At 60.9% G+C, this 18,103-nt stretch carries 13 protein-coding genes and 2 pseudogenes; 11 read left to right on the top strand and 4 right to left on the bottom strand.

All coding sequences use genetic code 11. The features are described from left to right. Positions 1 to 76 precede the first annotated feature (76 nt). The 7 genes and pseudogenes from HUN39_RS00685 (at position 77) to aqpZ (ending at position 6,798) form a co-directional block, all read left to right on the top strand. Positions 77 to 1,093, top strand: a complete 1,017-nt coding sequence (locus tag HUN39_RS00685; protein WP_175092600.1) for an XdhC family protein — start codon at positions 77 to 79, stop codon at positions 1,091 to 1,093. Continuing rightward, positions 1,090 to 1,612: pseudogene (locus HUN39_RS00680) on the top strand (nucleotidyltransferase family protein). Before HUN39_RS00685 ends, HUN39_RS00680 begins: the two are co-directional and overlap by 4 nt. 237 nt (positions 1,613 to 1,849) lie before the next feature. Next, positions 1,850 to 2,566, top strand: coding sequence for a glutathione S-transferase (locus HUN39_RS00675; RefSeq protein WP_175092599.1), 717 nt, complete (start codon positions 1,850 to 1,852; stop codon positions 2,564 to 2,566). Positions 2,567 to 2,668: 102 nt separating this feature from the next. Further along, positions 2,669 to 3,973 carry an ergothioneine biosynthesis protein EgtB gene (egtB, locus tag HUN39_RS00670; protein ID WP_175092598.1) on the top strand — a complete coding sequence of 435 codons (1,305 nt, stop codon included), beginning with the start codon at positions 2,669 to 2,671 and terminating at the stop codon, positions 3,971 to 3,973. Next, positions 3,973 to 4,935: an L-histidine N(alpha)-methyltransferase gene (gene egtD, locus HUN39_RS00665; RefSeq protein WP_175092597.1), complete on the top strand. Its 963-nt coding sequence runs from the start codon at positions 3,973 to 3,975 to the stop codon at positions 4,933 to 4,935. The genes egtB and egtD overlap by 1 nt, the downstream gene beginning before the upstream one ends. A gap of 16 nt (positions 4,936 to 4,951) precedes the next feature. Beyond that, positions 4,952 to 5,920, top strand: a complete 969-nt coding sequence (locus tag HUN39_RS00660) for a DUF5996 family protein (RefSeq protein WP_175092596.1) — start codon at positions 4,952 to 4,954, stop codon at positions 5,918 to 5,920. A gap of 176 nt (positions 5,921 to 6,096) precedes the next feature. Next, a complete protein-coding gene (aqpZ, locus tag HUN39_RS00655; RefSeq protein WP_175092595.1) occupies positions 6,097 to 6,798 on the top strand; it encodes an aquaporin Z in 702 nt (233 codons plus the stop codon). Positions 6,799 to 6,840: 42 nt separating this feature from the next. On the opposite strand, the gene HUN39_RS00650 is transcribed toward aqpZ, so the two are convergent. Then, entirely contained in the window at positions 6,841 to 7,125 is a 285-nt protein-coding gene (locus HUN39_RS00650; RefSeq protein ID WP_175092594.1) for a PsiF family protein, read from the bottom strand. A 98-nt stretch (positions 7,126 to 7,223) separates the two neighbouring features. Further along, entirely contained in the window at positions 7,224 to 7,445 is a 222-nt protein-coding gene (locus tag HUN39_RS00645; RefSeq protein ID WP_232365849.1) for a NepR family anti-sigma factor, read from the bottom strand. Between the two features lie 344 nt (positions 7,446 to 7,789). On the opposite strand from HUN39_RS00645, the gene HUN39_RS00640 reads away from it, so the two are divergent. Continuing rightward, positions 7,790 to 8,557, top strand: a complete 768-nt coding sequence (locus HUN39_RS00640; protein WP_175092592.1) for a carbonic anhydrase — start codon at positions 7,790 to 7,792, stop codon at positions 8,555 to 8,557. 101 nt (positions 8,558 to 8,658) lie between these two features. On the opposite strand, the pseudogene lldD reads toward HUN39_RS00640, so the two are convergent. Both lldD and HUN39_RS00630 read right to left on the bottom strand, forming a co-directional pair. After that, positions 8,659 to 9,791: pseudogene (gene lldD, locus HUN39_RS00635) on the bottom strand (FMN-dependent L-lactate dehydrogenase LldD). A gap of 209 nt (positions 9,792 to 10,000) precedes the next feature. Beyond that, positions 10,001 to 11,083 (bottom strand): zinc-binding metallopeptidase family protein, encoded by a 1,083-nt coding sequence (locus HUN39_RS00630; protein WP_175092591.1) that lies wholly within the window; start codon positions 11,081 to 11,083, stop codon positions 10,001 to 10,003. A gap of 295 nt (positions 11,084 to 11,378) precedes the next feature. On the opposite strand from HUN39_RS00630, the gene HUN39_RS00625 reads away from it, so the two are divergent. From HUN39_RS00625 to HUN39_RS00615, 3 genes are read left to right on the top strand one after another with little or no spacing between them, the layout of a single operon-like run. Beyond that, positions 11,379 to 14,687: a transglutaminase family protein gene (locus tag HUN39_RS00625; RefSeq protein ID WP_175092590.1), complete on the top strand. Its 3,309-nt coding sequence runs from the start codon at positions 11,379 to 11,381 to the stop codon at positions 14,685 to 14,687. Further along, on the top strand, positions 14,677 to 17,190 hold the full coding sequence (locus HUN39_RS00620) for a circularly permuted type 2 ATP-grasp protein (protein ID WP_175092589.1): 2,514 nt from the start codon (positions 14,677 to 14,679) through the stop codon (positions 17,188 to 17,190). Before HUN39_RS00625 ends, HUN39_RS00620 begins: the two co-directional genes overlap by 11 nt. After that, positions 17,187 to 18,068 carry a transglutaminase family protein gene (locus tag HUN39_RS00615; protein ID WP_124738819.1) on the top strand — a complete coding sequence of 294 codons (882 nt, stop codon included), beginning with the start codon at positions 17,187 to 17,189 and terminating at the stop codon, positions 18,066 to 18,068. The genes HUN39_RS00620 and HUN39_RS00615 overlap by 4 nt, the downstream gene beginning before the upstream one ends. Positions 18,069 to 18,103 lie beyond the last annotated feature (35 nt).

Here is an 18,103-nt window from a genome sequence, read left to right as displayed (position 1 = left end):
GCGCGTCCGCGATCTACCGATCACCATCGATAAGCTGCTCGAGCTGAGGCAGCCCACGAGCAACCACGCGGCGTAAATGAATTACGTCCCAGACCCCGGACGGCCGAGAGACGCTCTCACCAGCGCCCGCAGATGGCTGGAGGAATTCGGACAGGCGGCGCTGGCGACCGTCGTCTCCACCTGGGGTTCGTCGCCCGTACCGATCGGCGGCCAAATGGCCATCGGTCCAGGCGGACAATTCGAGGGCTCTGTCTCCGGCGGTTGCGTCGAAGTGGACGTGATTACCGAAGCGGCGGACGTTCTGGCGCGCGACAGACCGAAGCTGCTAGAGTTCGGAGTCGGAGAGGAACTGGCGTGGAAGGCCGTCCTGCCCTGCGGCGGCGCGATCAGCATCTATGTCGAGCCTCTGCGGCGTGAGCGAGATTCAGCTTTTCTCGACAGAGTATTTTCAGCGCGCCGCGCGCGGACGTCGCTTGCAGTGCTCACGACGCTTGCGACCGGCGAGCGGCGCCTATTCGACGCCGGGGCGCCGATGCCGGCCGAGATCGCCCAATGCCTCGTTTCGTGTGAGAGCCAGCTTCTCTCTCTTGGAGATGCTCCGGTCTTCTTGCACGCGCTCACCCCGCCAGTTCGCGTCGTCATCGTTGGCGCGACGCATGTCGGCCAGGTGCTTGCTGATTTGGCGAACCGCATTGGTTACGACGTCGTCGTCGTCGATCCGCGCGCCGCTTTTGCGAGCGTCGACCGCCTCGGCGATTTCAAAAGTCTCACCGACTGGCCTGAAATCTCGCTGAAATCCTTGGGGCTCGACCCTAGGACCGCAGTGGTCACTCTGACCCACGCCGCCGCCATTGACGATGAAGCGCTCACCGAGGCGCTGCGCTCGCACTGCCTGTATATTGGCGCCCTGGGCTCGACGCGGACACACGCCAAGCGCCTGCAACGTCTCGCCGCCGCAGGCTTCAACGATGCGGAACTCGCGCGCATCAGCGCCCCGGTCGGACTGCCGATTGGCGCGAAGGGACCAGCTGAGATCGCCGTCTCCATTCTCGCGGAGATTGTGCAGGTCGCGCGCGAAACGAGGCAAGGGTGAATATTGCAGCTGTGCTCTTGGCTGCTGGCGCCTCAAAGCGATTTGGGGAGAACAACAAACTTCTTTCCGACCTTGGCGGGAAGCCGCTCATCCGCAGGGTGGCCGCTTCGATTTGCACGCAATTTGAACTGGGAAAGCGGCATGGGGTCGTCGATCGCGGTCGGCATAATGGCGCTCGGCCAGCAAACACAAGGGGCGTTTGTCGTCCCGGGCGATCTGCCCTTTTTGACATCAGATCTGATCAAGGACTTGATGACCGTCTTTATGGAAAGCCGGGGAGCGTTGATCACCTATCCAACGACATCCGAGGGCAAGCAGCGCAACCCCGTCTTGTGGCCCCGACGATTCTTCCCTTCGCTGGCGGCGCTCTCTGGGTCGCCGGGCGCCAAGCAATTGCTCCAGAACAGCGAGAATTCTCAGAAGCAGGCGCACGTCTTCGACGAAGGCGCCTTTATCGATATTGATGCGCCCGCGGATTTGGAAGCCGCCCGTTCGCGATGGAACATTGCGAATCTTTAAGGTCTTTTACGTGGCGCAGAATTCGTCATGCAATGGGCCGCTTGTAACTGCGCACGCGACGATGGAAAGAGCTGCCGCGCGACTGCGCCGGCCTTCCATGCGCCTCAAAGATCGGCGCTACTTGATGTGTGCGGCCCAAGGAATATGTTGCAACATTATTGGCCATCAAACGATTGACGTTCGAGACGGCCTCCAGCGCAGGAGCGTTCCAGCGTCGCCGAAACTGCAGGCCCCCTCATGTCCTATGAGCTCTATTATTGGCCCGGCATTCAGGGGCGTGGAGAGTTCGCCAGACTCGCGCTGGAAGAAGCCGGCGCCAACTATATCGATATGGCGCGTGAGCCAAACGCCGAGGCGACGCTTATAGCCTTACTCGAACGGACCGACCTCGCCCACCCTTCGTTCGCACCGCCGTTCTTGAAAGACGGACATGTGCTCGTCGGACAGACCGCCGCAATATTGCTTTATCTCGGCGATCGTCACGATCTCGCTCCGAGAGATGCGGCGCGCAGGCTTTGGGTTCAGCAAATTCAATTGACGATCGCTGATTTGGTCGGCGAGGCTCACGACACGCATCACCCGTTGGGCGGCGATTTGTACTACGAGGAGCAGAAACCCGAGGCCTTACGCAGAGCGAAGTGGTTCCGTGAGGAACGGATACAAAAATATCTTGATTGGTTCGAAACGATTCTCGCACGCAATCCCGACGGCGACTCGCATCTCGTCGGCGATACCTTAAGCTATGCAGATATCTCCCTGTTCCAGGCCGTCGAAGGCTTGCTCTATGCGTTTCCCAAGACAACAAAAGCCATCCTGGCCGAGTCGCCGCGCGTGTCCGCTCTTCGTATGATGGTCGCGCAACGCCCGCGCATTCGCGCCTACCTCGATAGCGATCGCCGGGTGAAATTCAATGAGCAAGGTATATTTCGTCACTATGCTGAACTCGATGACTGATCAGCGAGATCCGTCCTTACACGGATCTTAGATGGATCGCCTCGCCCTATATGCTCATCTTGTCCGGCGTCGCAGTTCGGGTTCGGCTTGCTTCTTGGAGAGATGTTGATGGGCGGATTAGCCTCGATCCTCGCTACGCAGCTTTCGGCGAGCGCCCTCAGCGCCTTGAGCGATCGTCTTTTCGAAACCCGCAGACTTTCCATCGAACTTGCAGCTCCACTCAGCGCCGAAGACATGGTCGTCCAAGCGATGGAAGACGCCAGTCCGACCAAATGGCATCTCGCTCATACAAGCTGGTTTTTCGAAACCTTTGTCTTGACGCCCTATCTGACTGGCTATCCGCTGTTCGACGAGGCGTTCAACTATTGCTTCAACTCCTACTATGAGCACCAGGGCCCCCGGCAGCCGAGGCCGAAGCGCGGACTTCTCACCAGGCCGTCGCTCGATCGAGTCCTCGCCTATCGGCAGCATGTCGACCTGGCGTTGGCGCAACTGCTTGCTGTGCAAACCGACGCGCCGCCAGCCTTGATCCATACGCTTGAGGTCGGAATTCATCACGAGCAGCAACATCAGGAGTTGATGCTCACAGACATCCTCTCCCTTTTCGCCGCAAATCCCCTCAGGCCAGCCTACCGCCCGACCCACCCGCGCGCCATTCCGGCGCCATGCGAACCGCAACGCTGGATTGATTTTGCCGGCGGCGTCTACCAGATCGGCCACGAGGGCAAAGATTTCGCTTGGGACAATGAGGGGCCCCGCCATGATGTGCTCCTCCGCCCGTTCCGGCTTGCGGACCGCCTGGTCACAAACAGGGAATGGTTGGAGTTTGTCGCCGACGGCGGCTACGAGGCGGCGACCCTGTGGCTGTCCGACGGCTGGGCCGCGGTCGGTCGCGAAAACTGGCATGCTCCACTCTATTGGGAGTCTCGTGACGGAGAGTGGTTTGAAATGTCGCTCGAAGGACTACAGCCGCTAAGCCTCGATGCGCCGGTTGCGCATGTGAGCTACTACGAAGCCGACGCTTTTGCGCGCTGGTCTGGCAAGCGATTGCCGACCGAATTCGAATGGGAGGTCGCGGCGGCCACAGCGCCCAAGCAGGGAAATTTTCTTGGAACAGCTGCATTGCATCCGCGCCCCGCCGAAACCGAACCAAATGGATCGCCTCGTCAGATGTTCGGCGACGTCTGGGAATGGACCCAGAGCGCCTATCTGCCTTATCCGGGCTATCGCGCCCCTGAAGGAGCGCTGGGAGAATACAACGGCAAGTTCATGGTTGGTCAGCATGTGTTGCGCGGCGGCTCCTGCGTGACCCCGCAAAATCACGTCCGCCCGAGCTATCGCAACTTCTTTTATCCGCATCAGCGTTGGCAATTTCTGGGACTACGCCTCGCTTCGGAGATTGCCTGATGTCAGAGGCGACGGAACGCTCAGCGCCGCTCGTGCGGCAAGCGGACGACTTCGCCGTTAGCGTGCTCGAGGGCCTGTCCCGGCCAAAGAAGACTCTTCCCTGTCGCTTCTTTTATGACGCTAAAGGCAGCGCGCTCTTCGAAGACATTACGCGCCAGCCTGAGTACTATCCCACGAGAGTTGAGGTTGGGATTCTCACAGCCAATGCGATGCAGATACTCGAGGGAGCGCTCGGTGAGACGGTTCTCGTCGAGTTTGGCTCTGGTTCGAGCATCAAGACTGAAATCCTGCTCGAACACATGCGGCGTCTACACGCCTATGTGCCGATCGACATCTCGGAGAGCGCTCTTACAAATGCTCGAGAGCGGCTGACGGCGCGATTTTCTGGACTCAACATTCAGCTGCTATTGGCTGATTTTTCGCATCCGATCGAGCTTCCTCTCGAGCTGGCGGAACGGCCTAAACTGGGATTTTTCCCTGGATCGACGATCGGCAATTTCGTCCCTGCGGAGGCGACGCAGTTGCTACGAGCGATGCGAGAGACGCTTTCGCCGCACGGAAAGCTGGTCATCGGCGTCGATCTGAAAAAGGACGTTCGCCAGCTTGTTGCAGCCTACGATGACGCAAATGGCGTCACCGCCGCATTCAATCTGAATCTTCTGGCGCGCATCAATCGTGAGCTCGATGCGACGTTCGATCTTCAAGCTTTTCGCCATGCGGCGACCTACGAGCCCTTCGAAGGACGCATTGAAATGCATCTCGTCAGTTTGAAGGATCAGGACGTCTGGGTGGCGGGAAGAAACATTCGCTTCCGGGAAGCGGAGACGATTCACACCGAGAGCGCGTACAAATACACGATCGAGGAGTTCCATCTGATCGCGCAGTCGGCGGGGTGGACGCCTCTGCGCGTGTGGAACGATGAGCTAAATCTGTTCAGCGTACATGAACTGGTCGCGTCTTGAGCGGAGGACCAGCTGAATGACTGCCACGAAGGTGAGCGAAGCTGAGCGAGACGCGTGGCCAGCATTGCCTTATTTCGCTTGGCGAGAGACCTATACGACTCTGCATCTTTGGACTCAGATCGTCGGCAAGATTCGATTATCGCTTGCTCCCTGGCAAAACCATTCCTGGCACGTTGCGCTGTATGTGACGACGCGAGGCCTCACCACGTCGCCCATCGCATATGGCGCAAGAGCCTTCCAAATCGATTTCGACTTCATAGACCATGCGCTGCGTATAACGACGAGCGATGGCGGAGAACGCCAATTGCAGCTCCGACCTCGGACAGTCGCCGACTGTTACGCGGATCTTTTCAGCACGCTCGAGGAGTTGGACATTTTTGTCCATATCAATGAGCATCCCAACGAGATGCCTGATGCGCTTCCCTTCACTAAGGACCGGATTCATGCTGACTACGATCCTGCTTATGCAAACTGCTTTTGGAGACTGCTTGTACAAGCCGACCGTGTATTCAAAATCTTTCGCACGGCCTTCGTTGGCAAGGTCAGCCCTGTGCATTTTTTCTGGGGCAGTTTTGACTTGGCGGTGACGAGGTTTTCCGGTCGCCGTGCGCCGCGCCATCCGGGTGGCGTTCCAAATCTTGCAGACGCCGTTGTGCGCGAAGCTTACTCGCATGAGGTGAGCAGCGCCGGCTTCTGGCCTGGCGGCGGCTCGATCGATTTCCCCGCTTTCTATTCCTACGCCTATCCCGCGCCGCCTGGATTCGATCGCGCGACGGTTGCACCGGACGGCGCATTTTTTAGCCAGGATCTCAAGGAATTCATCCTGCCCTATGACATCGTGCGAAAAGCCGAGCATCCAGATGCGACGCTACTTCGCTTTTTGCAGAGCACATATGAGGCGGCCGCCGACGCCGGCGGATGGGACCGCGCCGCGCTCGAATGTCCGTTAGGACATGTCGGCGTCCCGCGTCCCGTTCCCGGATAGGTCTTCGACAAATCAGTTTTTGCGCAGCTTTCTGCCCTTTCCCACTCGGATCTCGGAGGACGGCGCAGTCCCCGCTTGGCAACGCCACGGCATCTCGGCCCTCGACAGACCAAGGCTTTGCGCTAGATTTTGCTTTATTCACAGATTCATTGGTTCAGCGGAGATGGAGAACTCAAATGCGGCATTCTCTTCCACGCAAGCTTCTGGCTGAATTTCTTGGGTCTTTTTGGCTCGTATTCGGCGGCTGCGGCAGCGCGGTGATTTCCGCCAGCTTTCCGCAGCTCGGCATTGGCTTCCTGGGCGTGGCGCTAGCCTTCGGGCTCACGGTGCTGACGGGCGCTTACGCTTTCGGCCCCATATCCGGCGGCCATTTCAATCCAGCGGTGACGCTCGGCGTCGCGACGGCCGGCCGCTTCTCCTGGAAGGAGGTCGGACCGTTTTGGGTGGCGCAGCTTCTCGGCGCGACATTTGCGGCTTTCGTGCTGCTCAAGATCGCGCAGGGCAACATCGATTTTTCGGTCGCGAGCGGCTTTGCCGCTAATGGCTATGACGAACATTCGCCAAACGGCTACACGTGGCAGTCTGGCCTTCTTGCTGAAATCGTGCTGACGGCCTTTTTCCTGCTTGTCATTCTGGGAACGACCGAAGGCCGCGCGCCGGTCGGCTTCGCGCCCATCGCCATCGGATTGGCGCTGGCGCTGATCCATCTGGTCGACATCCCCATCACCAACGCTTCCGTGAACCCTGCGCGTTCGACAAGCCAAGCGCTCTTCGTCGGCGGGTGGGCGCTTGAACAACTTTGGCTGTTCTGGGTCGCGCCGCTCGTCGGCGCCGTCATCGGGGGGCTCATTCATCGCTTCACCCTTGCTGATGGCTGAGCCCCCATCACTTGCGCGAAAAACAGCAGAATCTAGACGCATTCAATAGACGCTCGGCTTCGCCGCAGCGTCCCTGACACACTTCTTCGTGAAGCTCGTCCGAGCTGCGCCTGCCAGCTTCTTTTCAGCAGCAGCGGCATCGCAGGCGCTTGCAACGGCGTCTCTGTCGCACTTTCTCATGAAACTTTTCAGCGCTGCGCCATGCAGCTTCTTTTCCGTTGCCTGGGCGGCGCAATCCGGGCCAGCTGGCGTTGTTTGAGCGAAAGCAGCAGCCGAAATCAAAACGCCAGCGACGCATATACCGGCAATCAAAATTCTTACCGACATGTTGTCCTCCCGTAGCTTCGGCGAAGAGACTCAGTTAGCATGACGGCGACGCGATCTGCTGACATGACCCGAGCCCAGGACACTAGGCGCCAAGAATGTCAGCGCTCCGTGAGCGCATCAGCGGCGTCGCTGTCTTCGCGCGCTCGCGCTTCCGCTAAAAAGAACGGCCTTTCCCCGCATTCCATTCGCGGACAAGCGCTGTCCATTTCCAGCCCCTCCAACAGATCGCGGAACCGATCGGGAAGCGGCTCTCGAAGAACGTCGTCGTACGTTTGCCGTAGCAATTTGCCGATTTCATCGCCGACCTTTTGGCCATGCATAGGGGACCGACGCATGTTACGCCTCCACTCGTCCACAGCGGACGTGAGAGCGTCGACTTAGGTTGCGGCCACAATGTGAGCGACGCTCCCCGGCGTGCCTGCAACAGGCGATTTGTAAATTTTATGGTAAATTAGACACACCACATCCTGCTCAATCGGCCCGCCATCGGTCTTCGGCAGCGGCAGCCGTTCGCATGGCGCCCTTGTCAGCATTGAAGGCAAAGCGAATTTTGACCGCTGGTCAAAAAGCTGAGCTCGAGTAGGCGCTTTCAATATCGATCGTTTTGGCGCTATCTTTGCGCGACCAGCGCAGAGCGCTTGTTTTCTCTCTCGGAGGATCGCGTATGTGTCAGGCGTGTGGCTTTGCCGATATCGTTCATGGCAGCAAAATGCGCCGCAGAGCCTTTGTCTTCGGCGCCGCCACGGCGGGGGCGCTGACGGTCGCCGCAAGCGCGCGCGCGCAAGGCGTCAAATCCCAGTCAAACCAAACCAAGCAGAGTAGTGCGCCGCCCAAGCCTGAGAACGTGATGACTCCGGACGAGGCGTTGGCGCGCCTGATGGAGGGCAATAGACGATATCAGAAAGGCATCGCAAAACGGCACGACTTCGTCGCGGAACGCGAGGCGCTCGTCGGCGGACAAAATCCTTACGCCGCGATTCTCAGCTGCGCGGATTCGCGGATCGCGCCGGAATACGCGTTTGACAGTTCGCGCGGAGATCTCTTCGTCGTTCGCGTCGCCGGCAACTTCGCCAACCCGGACAATATTGCGAGCATGGAATACGCGGTGGAGGTCCTAAAGACGCCTCTCATTCTGGTGCTCTGTCACGAAGCCTGCGGCGCTGTTAAATCCGCAATTTCCTCAATCCAGGACCATACGACTTTGCCTGGCCACCTTCCCTCGCTCGTCGCTGCTCTGACCCCGGCCGTCAAAGCAGTCGCTGGCCGTCCAGGCGATCAGTTAGAAAACGCGACGATGGAAAACGCCCGGCTCGGCGTTGAGACGCTGAAGACCGCAACGCCTTTGCTGAGCGCCGCTTTCAATGAAAAGCGCTTCAAAATCGTGAGCGGAATTTACCGGCTTGGCGACGGTCGGGTCGATCTGTTTGCGTGAGGCCGAGGAGCTGGCGCTGTTTAGTCGGCGCGGTCACGAAACGTAACGTCGATGCCGCACAAGAACGTCAATCGAGCGCGAACGGCCATGCGCGCCTGCTATCAAGCGAGAATCCGCCGATCGATCTGCGCAACCGAAGTGACGCCCGTCAACGTCATCGCCACACGCATTTCCTTGGCGAAGATCTCAAGCATATTCTCGACGCCCGCCTGTCCGGCCGCGGCCAGCGCATAGGCGGCCGCTCGGCCGAGCAGGACGCCCTTTGCGCCGAGCGCCAGCATGCGGACCACGTCCAGTCCCGATCGAACGCCTGAATCGACAAACACTTCAAGATCGCTTCCGACGGCGTCGGCGATTGGGGGCAAGGCTTTGACTGTCGACAGCGCCCCATCGAGCTGCCTTCCCCCGTGATTGGAAACAATGATCCCGTTCGCTCCGAAGCGCACGGCGTCCCGCGCGTCCTCGGGATCCAATACGCTTTGACGATCAAAGGCCCTTTCCAGAAATCGCGGATCCATTCCAGGTCCGACCAGCTGATCGACGGGTCAATGTTTTTTCCAAGCCAGCCGATGTAATCCTGCAGTCCGGTCGTCTTGCCGAGATAATCTGAGATATTGCCGAGATCGTGCGGTCGTCCGCGGATCCCGACGTCAAAGGCCCAAGCGGGTTTTGTTATCGCCTGCAGTATTCGCCGCTGCATGGCGTAGGGTCCTGACAGCCCGGAATGGGCGTCGCGGTAGCGCGATCCATGCACGGGCAAGTCTACCGTAAACACAAGTTTTTCTATGCCTGCGCGTTGGGCGCGCTCCAACATCGACTGCATGAATCCACGGTCTTTGAGCACGTAGAGCTGGAACCAGATGGTTCCTGCGCTGCATTGCGACGTAACTTCCTCGAGCGAACAGACCGAGAGCGTCGATAGCACGTAAGGAACGCCCTTCTTCGCCGCAGCTTTGGCCGCCTGCACCTCGCCTCGACGGGCAAACATCCCGCTCAGCCCGACAGGCGCCAGGATCACGGGAAGCTCAGAAGGCTGACCGAACCACTCCGTCGCGAGACTGAGGTCGGAAACGTTCTTCAGCACGCGCTGTCTGAGATTCACGGCTCTCAAATCAGCGACATTGGCCTGCAGCGTGTCTTCAGCGTTCGCCCCGCCGTCGATATAATCAAAGAGGAAGCGCGGCAGCTTGCGCTGCGCGACCTTTCGATAATCCGAAGCTGACGAAACGATCATTCGATTCTCCAAAGGCTCGTCGGGCGCCGCAACGGGGGCGCGCGTCCGCGCCTGAACGCACAGGCGCGCCTCGATGCTCACATCCTGCGCCTTTGATCGCAGCGGCGCGGCGCATCGTCAAACCGGTCTTTCGTTTTGGGATGCTTGCCGCTTCGGCGCAGATCAAGAGCGTTCGCCTGCAAGCTGGCCTGGTATCGCAAATGGATGGATTAGCAGCACGCGGCGCGCGGCGCGGCGACGGCGGCGTGCCGCTGTGCGTGATCCATGAGAAGGTTTTGGACAAAGCCCAGTTTCTCTTTCACGACCGGCGAAATCACGAAGGGATAGATATCTGGCTGCCCCATCGATCGGTTGATGTTGTTCAACGCAAACGAAATGTCCAGCCAACTGTCGACCATCTCATTTATGTCGGGATAGCCGTAGGGATCAAAATCGACCCGCGCCGGAGAACCGTCATCCCGCCGCACGACGAGCCCCGTGCTGCGACCCGTTTCGAGCGTGTCGACGATATGGAGATAATGCGCGAAGGTTTCCGCAAAATCTTCCCACGCGTGACAAGAGGCGTATGCGCTTATGTGCTTCTGTCGCCAGTCGGCTGGAGGCCCCTCGTCGTAATGTCTCTTTAGGGCGGCGGCATAGTCTACCCGCTCGTCCCCAAAGAGCTCACGAAACGGCCTAAGATGTTCGGAGTGCGGCACGATGCGATCCCAATAATAGTGGCCGATCTCATGCCTGAAATGCCCGAGCAACGTACGATAGGGCTCACCCATATCGTCGCGCATTTTTTCCCGGACCGGATCGTCCGCTTCCTTCAGGGCGATCGTGATCAGCCCCGAGCTATGGCCCGTTAGCACCGGCCGCTTCGATGGCTCCTCCGCCAAAAAATCAAAGACGAGCGGCTCGCCGTCGTTCTCGGACGCCGTGGGCGCAGGAAGATTCAGTCTGATCAGGCTGTAAAAGAGCCGTCGTTTGGCGGCTTCGATTTTCTGCCACGCGGCGTGGCGCTTGTCGTCCGACAAGTCAGGCACGGTTCGATTGTGCTGGCAGGCAACACAATACTCCGAAGGGCCGCCCTTCTCGACCATCCAATTACATCCGTGCAGCTCCCAGTTCTTGCAGAAGCGATATTCGCGGGTTCCGTCAGCGAACGCGCGCCATCCGTCACCGGCAGGTTCGACTGCGGTCATCGCGCCATGCGCCGGCAAATAGCCGAGCGTGTGCCCGCAACTTTCGCATTTGGTGTTCTCGAAAAGTATGCTCTGGCGGCAAACTTGGCATCGAAAGGCTTTCATGGAGGATCTTTCGGGAGCGCGCTTGCCGCCTTAACTGCGCTGCAGGCGGAATGTTCCTGGTCGAGACAGAGCGGTGGTCGCTCGGGAGCCTCGGTCTTCCGGAGCATCCTATACCGGCGCCAGTTGAATGCGCAGCCCGTATTCACCCGCTAGGCTTATTGCCGCAATTTCGGACAAAGCCGCCATTTTGGCGGCTCTTCAGATTGACACTGCGCGGCGCGGCCCCGCTAAACTCCCGGCAGTGGCCCTGCGCCAATTCGTGAGCGAATGGCGCTGAAATGAGACGCTGATTAACGTGTCGATCCAGATCGCGCTTCACCATATCACCCACTACAAATATGACCGCCCGGTCGCGCTCGGTCCGCAGATCGTCCGTCTGCGCCCGGCTCCGCATTGCCGCACGAAAATCTTGAGCTACTCGCTCAAGATCGCGCCTTCGGAAAATTTCATAAACTGGCAGCAGGACCCCCACGGCAATTGGCTGGCGCGTCTGGTGTTCCCCGATAGCGCGAGCGAATTCAAGATTGAGGTCGACCTGCTGGCGGATCTCGCCGTCTATAATCCATTCGATTTCTTCATCGAGCCTTATGCCGAAGAATTTTCGTTCGCTTATCCGGACGAACAGAAAATTGAACTCGCCGCCTATCTGGAACCCGAGGACGTGGGGTCATTGACGGAAGGCTTTGTCCGAAGCCTTCCGCGGCAAAAGACGCGGACAATTGATTTTCTCGTCGAACTCAACGCGCGGCTGCACCGCGATATTTGCTACGTCATCCGGATGGAGCCTGGCGTGCAGGCGCCGGAAGAGACTCTCGCGCTGGGATCGGGTTCGTGCCGCGATTCCGCTTGGCTTCTCGTGCAGATCTTGCGCAAGCTCGGTCTCGCGGCGCGTTTCGTCTCCGGCTACCTCATCCAGTTAAAGGCCGATGTCGATCCGATTGAAGGCCCGAAGGGAACTGATCACGACTTCACAGATCTGCACGCTTGGGCGGAAGTTTTTCTGCCCGGCGCTGGTTGGATCGGTCTCGACGCGACGTCGGGACTGTTCTGTGGCGAAGGTCATCTGCCGCTATGCAGCGCGCCGCACTATCGCTCCGCCGCGCCTCTGTCGGGCCTCGTAGAGCCCGCCCAGGTCGAATTCGGTTTCGAGATGCGCGTCGACCGCATCAATGAGGCGCCACGCATCACAGCGCCTTTTTCGGACGACGCATGGCGCCGGCTCGATGAGCTAGGTGAGAAGGTCGACGCCGATCTTGAGGCGCTTGACGTTCGCCTCACCATGGGCGGCGAGCCGACATTCGTTTCGATCGACGACTTCGAGTCCCCCGAGTGGAACACGGCGGCGACCGGCCCCACCAAGCGCGCCCGAGCCGACGACCTTATACGCCGGCTGCGCGAGCGCTTTGCGCCAAACGGGTTTCTGCATTACGGCCAGGGCAAATGGTATCCGGGCGAAAGCCTGCCGCGCTGGGCCTTCGGGCTTTACTGGCGCCGGGACGGCAAGCCGATTTGGTCGCAGCCGCAACTGATCGCCGATATCGCCGAGCCGAAAGGCGCGACCACGGCAGCAGCGGAAGTCTTTGTGCAGGATCTGGCCGAGCGTCTCGGGGTGGGCGCCGAACATGCTTTGCCGGCCTATGAAGATCCCGCGCATTGGATGGTCAAGGAGAGCGTCCTCCCGATCAATGTCGATCCCTCTGATCCCAAGATCGACGATGCGGAGGAACGCTCGCGCATGATGCGGGTGTTCGAGCGCGGCCTGAGCAAGCCGACGGGTTTCGTCCTGCCGATTCAGCGCTGGAACGCGCGCGCCGAGTCCCAGTCGCGCTGGACCTCGGAGAAGTGGACGCTGCGTCGAGGAAAGCTGTTCTTGGCGCCGGGCGATTCGCCTATTGGACTGCGGCTCCCGGTTGCATCCTTGCCCAAGCTCCCCGAAGGCGAATATCCGTTCATCTATCCGCAGGATCCCTTCGCGCCTCGCGAGCCGCTGCCGGAACCCGGACATTTTCGCCGCATTCAAGGCGGCGGGGCGACGTCCGGCGGTCACGCGCGCCAGGACGTGCACGAACAGTCCATTGTCGAAGGGGCCGTGCGCACTGCCTTCACCATCGAACCGCGCGACGGCAATCTCTGCGTGTTCATGCCGCCGGTTGAAACGCTCGAGGATTATCTCGAACTGCTCGAGGCGGTGGAAGAGAGCGCCAAAGCGACCGGGCTGCCGCTCTACATCGAAGGCTATCCGCCGCCCGACGATCCGCGCCTCGAAGTGATCAAGGTGACGCCTGATCCTGGCGTCATCGAGGTCAATATTCACCCGGCCGCCACATGGCGGGAGGCCGTCGAAACGACGACCGCGCTCTATGAGGACGCGCGGCGGGCGCGGTTGACGACCGCCAAATTCATGATCGACGGACGGCAGATCGGCTCGGGCGGCGGCAATCATGTCGTGCTTGGGGGCAAAACGCCAGCCGACTCGCCCTTCCTGCGCCGGCCAGACCTGTTGAAGAGCCTTGTGCTTTATTGGCAGCGGCATCCCTCGCTATCCTATCTGTTCTCCGGACTGTTCATCGGTCCCACCAGCCAGTCGCCGCGCGTTGACGAGGCGCGGCACGATTCTCTTTATGAGCTGGAAATCGCACTGGCGCAGGTGCCGTCTCCTGGCGAAGGCTATGTGCCGCCGTGGCTCGTCGATCGGTTGTTCCGCAATCTGCTGGTCGATGTCGGCGGCAACACCCATCGCGCCGAAATCTGTATCGACAAGCTCTATTCGCCCGACGGACCGACCGGGCGTCTCGGGCTCGTCGAATTCCGCGCGTTCGAAATGCCTCCCGACGCGCGAATGAGTCTCGCGCAGCAATTGTTGCTTCGCGCGCTCGTCGCTTGGTTCTGGCGGGAGCCGCAGCACGGAGACCTGGTGCGCTGGGGAACGGCGCTGCACGACAAATTCATGCTGCCGCATTTCGTCTGGCAGGACTTCCTCGGCGTTGTCGATGATCTGCGCCGCGCCGGCTACGGCTTCGAAGCGGAATGGTTCGAGGCGCAGCGGGAATTCCGCTTCCCGCTCGCCGGAAGCGTCGAGCACGGCGGCGTTCATTTGGAAATCCGCGGCGCGCTTGAGCCCTGGCATGTGATGGGCGAGGAAGGCGCGAATGGCAGTACGGTGCGCTATGTCGATTCGTCGCTCGAACGCCTGCAGGTCAAAGCGAAGGGTCTCGTTCCGGGCCGACACATCATCGCCTGCAACGGACGCCGCGTGCCGATGACCAGCACCGGAGTCCCCGGCGAGGCGGTGGCGGGCGTGCGCTTCAAGGCCTGGCAACCGCCGTCGGGCCTGCATCCGACGCTGCCGGTCCATGCGCCACTGACCTTCGACGTCATCGACTGCTGGAGCAGGCGTTCACTGGGCGGCTGCGTGTATCACGCGACGCACCCCGGGGGCCGCAATTACGACGCCTTCCCCGTCAACAGTAACGAAGCCGAAGCGCGGCGCTTGGCGCGATTTCAGGATCATGGGCACACGCCCGGGCCTGTCGATCCGCCGCGCGAGGAGCCGGGCCAAGAGTTTCCGCTGACGCTGGATCTTCGGAGGAGCATTGTCCGCTGAGCGCCCCATTGAAACGGACAAGGCGTCGCAGTGCGTTGCCGCCTGGATCGCTCAATATGCGCCGATGCGCGACGCGCCGGATGAGCTTCTCGACCCCGATGGACGGCCGCGTGCGCACTGGCTCCAGTTCCTCGAATCGCTTGCCGCATTCGGCGATACCGGCCTCGAGCAACGCTTCGCCGCGGCCGGCCGCCGCATCGACGACATGGGGATTTCCTACCGGGTTCACGGAGAAACCAAGGAGCGCAGTTGGCCGTTAGGGCGTTTGCCGCTTCTGATCCCGGAATCAGAATGGCGCGATATTGCGACTGGCGTCGCACAGCGCGCCGAACTTCTCGATCAGATCCTGCATGACGTTTACGGCGAGGCGCGGCTTGTCGCTGAGGGCGCCCTGCCGGCCGCGGCCATCACGGGATCGCCGGACTTCATACGACCGATGTGCGGAGTCGCGCCGCCCGGCGGACGTTGGCTGCGCTTTTACGCCGCCGATATCGGGCGCGGGCCCGATGGCGCCTGGCGGGTGCTCGGCGATCGCGCGCAGGCGCCTTCGGGAGCTGGTTACGCCTTAGAAAATCGGATGATCCTGTCGCGCGCGCTGCCGAGTCTCTATCGAGACATGAACGTCGAGCGCCTCGCGCCGTTTTTCCGAGAATTCCGTGCGAGCATTTCCGGCGCGGCGCAACGCGTTGATCCGCGCATCTGCCTGCTGACGCCTGGCCCTTGGAGCGAGACCTATTCCGAACAGGTGAATCTCGCCCGCTATCTCGGCCTTACGCTGGTCGAAGGCGAAGATCTCGTCATGAGCGATGGCAAGCTGCATGTGCGCACCATCGCCGGCTTGAAGCGCGCCGATGCGATTTGGCGTCGCGTCGACGCTGACTGGTGCGACCCGCTGGAGCAGAACGCCGCGTCGCGTCTGGGCGTCGCCGGGATGTTCGAGGCCATCCGTCGCGGCGCCGTTGTCGTCGCGAACATGCCCGGCGCCGGTCTCATCGAATCGCGCGCGCTGATGAGTTTCCTGCCGGAGCTGTCGCAACGCCTGCTCGGCGAGAGCCTCAAACTTCCCAATGTCGCGACGTGGTGGTGTGGACGCGAAAGCGAACGCGATCAAGTTGTCCAGGCATTGAGCGACTACGCGATCAGCGGAGCGTTCAGCGACAGGCTCCCGGGATTTGGCGAACGTCGTGAGGCGCTCGGTCATGCGCTCTCCAGCGAGGAGCGCGCGCGGCTGATCGACGCTATAAATCAGCGCGGCGTCGACTATGTCGCTCAGGAACCTGTCAATCTCTCCACGACGCCAGCCTGGGCCGACGGTAGACTGACGCCGAGACCTTTCGCCTTGCGCGTGTTCGCCGCCGCGACGGCTGACGGTTGGACGGTGATGCCCGGCGGCTTCTGTCGCATCTCCAACCGGCTCGACGCGCGCGCCGTGTCGATGGACGCCGGCGCGCAATCGAGCGACGTCTGGGTGTTGACGAGCCGTCCGATCGAATGGTCGACGCTCTTGCCTTCCGACGAGGATCCGCCGATCGTGCGCGCGCTCGGCAATCTGCCGAGCCGCGCCGCCGATAATCTTTTCTGGATGGGACGCTATCTCGAGCGCGCCGAAGCGACATTGCGCGTCGTGCGGTCGCTCGGGGCGCGGCTGGGCGAACTCCAGCACATCGATCTTCAAGGGCGCCAATCGATCGAACGGCTTGCGCGACTGCTGATCGCCTGGGGCGCCGCGCCCGAAGACATGCCGGACATGGACCCGACGCAGATCGCATGGGTGGCGGCCGCAGGCGCCGACAATTACGGTTCAGCGCTCTCTGTCATGCGCTATGCAAGACGCGCAGCCTCGATCGTGCGCGAGCGTTTGTCCCAAGATGTCTGGCAACTCATCGGGCGCATCGAGACGCGTCTGACGGACGCGGGCGCCCGCCCCATCACGGAGCCCGAAGCGCTGGAGATCGTGGAGCGTTCGCTCCATACGCTGGCGGCTTTGTCCGGACTGATCGACGAAAATTTCAACCGCGTCGCCGGCTGGAGTTTTATCGATCTCGGGCGCAGAATCGAACGCGCCATCGGGACCTGCCGATTTGCCCGACAGTTCGCCGGCGACGACGCGACGGTCGAGACGTTGGACGCTTTGCTCGATCTGCTCGATTCGCAGATCACCTATCGCTCACGCTACATCGCCGGAGCCGCTCTGGCGCCCGTCCTCGACATGGCCATGCTCGACCCGTTCAATCCGCGATCCGTCCTCTTCCAGGCGATGCGTATCGACGAACATCTCGCGGCGCTGCCGAATCTGCGCGACGATGGAGTCATGGAGCCGCCGCGGCGACTCTCCGTCAAGCTGCGCGCCGAGCTCGAGTCGGAGGATGCGCGCCGCCTGGACGCCGCGACCATTTTTGCGTTTGAGCAGCGCCTGATGTCTCTCGCCGACAAAATCGCCGAACGCTATTTCACGCATGACGCCGATGGCGCAGCAAACTCTCAGCCGTCACGGATCGCGTGATTTACGATATCGCCCATCGCACGATCTACAAATATGACGCGCCGGTCGCCTCGGCGCGCTGCGCCATGCGCCTGATCCCGCGAAACGATCGCGGCCAAACCGTGCTGTCCCACCGAATTGAGCTGTCGCCATCAGCCGAAATCCTCCATGAAAGAATCGACTTTCACGGCAACCGGATCTGCGAAGCGCGCATTCTCAAGCCTCATACGAGACTGCAAATCGCCCTTGCTGCGCGCGTCGCGGTCGAACGGGCGCCCCCGCCTGCGCCGGCGCTGACGCCGGCATGGGAAATCGTGAGGAACGCCGCTTACGCGTCCGACTCGCTCGCAGCCTCCTCTCCCGCCCATTACATTTATGCAAGCCGCTTTGCGCCGCTGTTCGACGCAGCGACGCATTATGCGCGCAAAAGCTTTTCGCCGGGTCGACCCATTCTCGAAGGCGCAATCGAACTAACGCAGCGCATCCACGCCGACTTCGCCTACGATCCGGATGCGACGCATATCGCGACGCCGATCGCCCAGGCGTTCGAACGCCGTCGCGGCGTCTGCCAGGATTTCGCGCATATCATGATCGCGGCTTTACGCGGGCTTGGCCTGGCGGCGTCCTATGTCAGCGGCTATCTTCGAACTTTCGCGGCGCCAGGCCAGGCGCGGCTGGAAGGCGCCGATTCAACCCATGCGTGGGTGTCTGTCTGGTGCGGGCCGGAATTTGGCTTCTTCGACCTTGATCCGACGAACGCGATCGTCGTTGGGAACGACCATATCGCCATCGCCATCGGACGCGACTATGCGGATGTTTCGCCGATCGACGGGGTGATTATCGGCGCCGGCGATCAAGATTTGGATGTCAGCGTCGACGTCAAGGAAGCAGCGATTTAGGAAGAACTCCTTTACCAGTGTCCAAGGCTTCCCAT

This window comes from Methylocystis silviterrae (assembly GCF_013350005.1).
GTDB lineage: Bacteria > Pseudomonadota > Alphaproteobacteria > Rhizobiales > Beijerinckiaceae > Methylocystis > Methylocystis silviterrae.
This window is presented reverse-complemented; position numbering and strand designations above follow the sequence as displayed.

What these genes read in the sequence shown, in the direction of transcription:
- HUN39_RS00630 (WP_175092591.1), bottom strand. Translation starts at nt 11,083, where the DNA reads ATGAAAGCCTTTCGATGCCAAGTTTGCCGCCAGAGCATACTTTTCGAG.
- HUN39_RS00640 (WP_175092592.1), top strand. Translation starts at nt 7,790, where the DNA reads ATGTGTCAGGCGTGTGGCTTTGCCGATATCGTTCATGGCAGCAAAATG.
- HUN39_RS00650 (WP_175092594.1), bottom strand. Translation starts at nt 7,125, where the DNA reads ATGTCGGTAAGAATTTTGATTGCCGGTATATGCGTCGCTGGCGTTTTG.
- HUN39_RS00660 (WP_175092596.1), top strand. Translation starts at nt 4,952, where the DNA reads ATGACTGCCACGAAGGTGAGCGAAGCTGAGCGAGACGCGTGGCCAGCA.
- aqpZ (WP_175092595.1), top strand. Translation starts at nt 6,097, where the DNA reads ATGCGGCATTCTCTTCCACGCAAGCTTCTGGCTGAATTTCTTGGGTCT.
- HUN39_RS00685 (WP_175092600.1), top strand. Translation starts at nt 77, where the DNA reads ATGAATTACGTCCCAGACCCCGGACGGCCGAGAGACGCTCTCACCAGC.
- egtB (WP_175092598.1), top strand. Translation starts at nt 2,669, where the DNA reads ATGTTGATGGGCGGATTAGCCTCGATCCTCGCTACGCAGCTTTCGGCG.
- HUN39_RS00675 (WP_175092599.1), top strand. Translation starts at nt 1,850, where the DNA reads ATGTCCTATGAGCTCTATTATTGGCCCGGCATTCAGGGGCGTGGAGAG.
- HUN39_RS00645 (WP_232365849.1), bottom strand. Translation starts at nt 7,445, where the DNA reads ATGCATGGCCAAAAGGTCGGCGATGAAATCGGCAAATTGCTACGGCAA.
- egtD (WP_175092597.1), top strand. Translation starts at nt 3,973, where the DNA reads ATGTCAGAGGCGACGGAACGCTCAGCGCCGCTCGTGCGGCAAGCGGAC.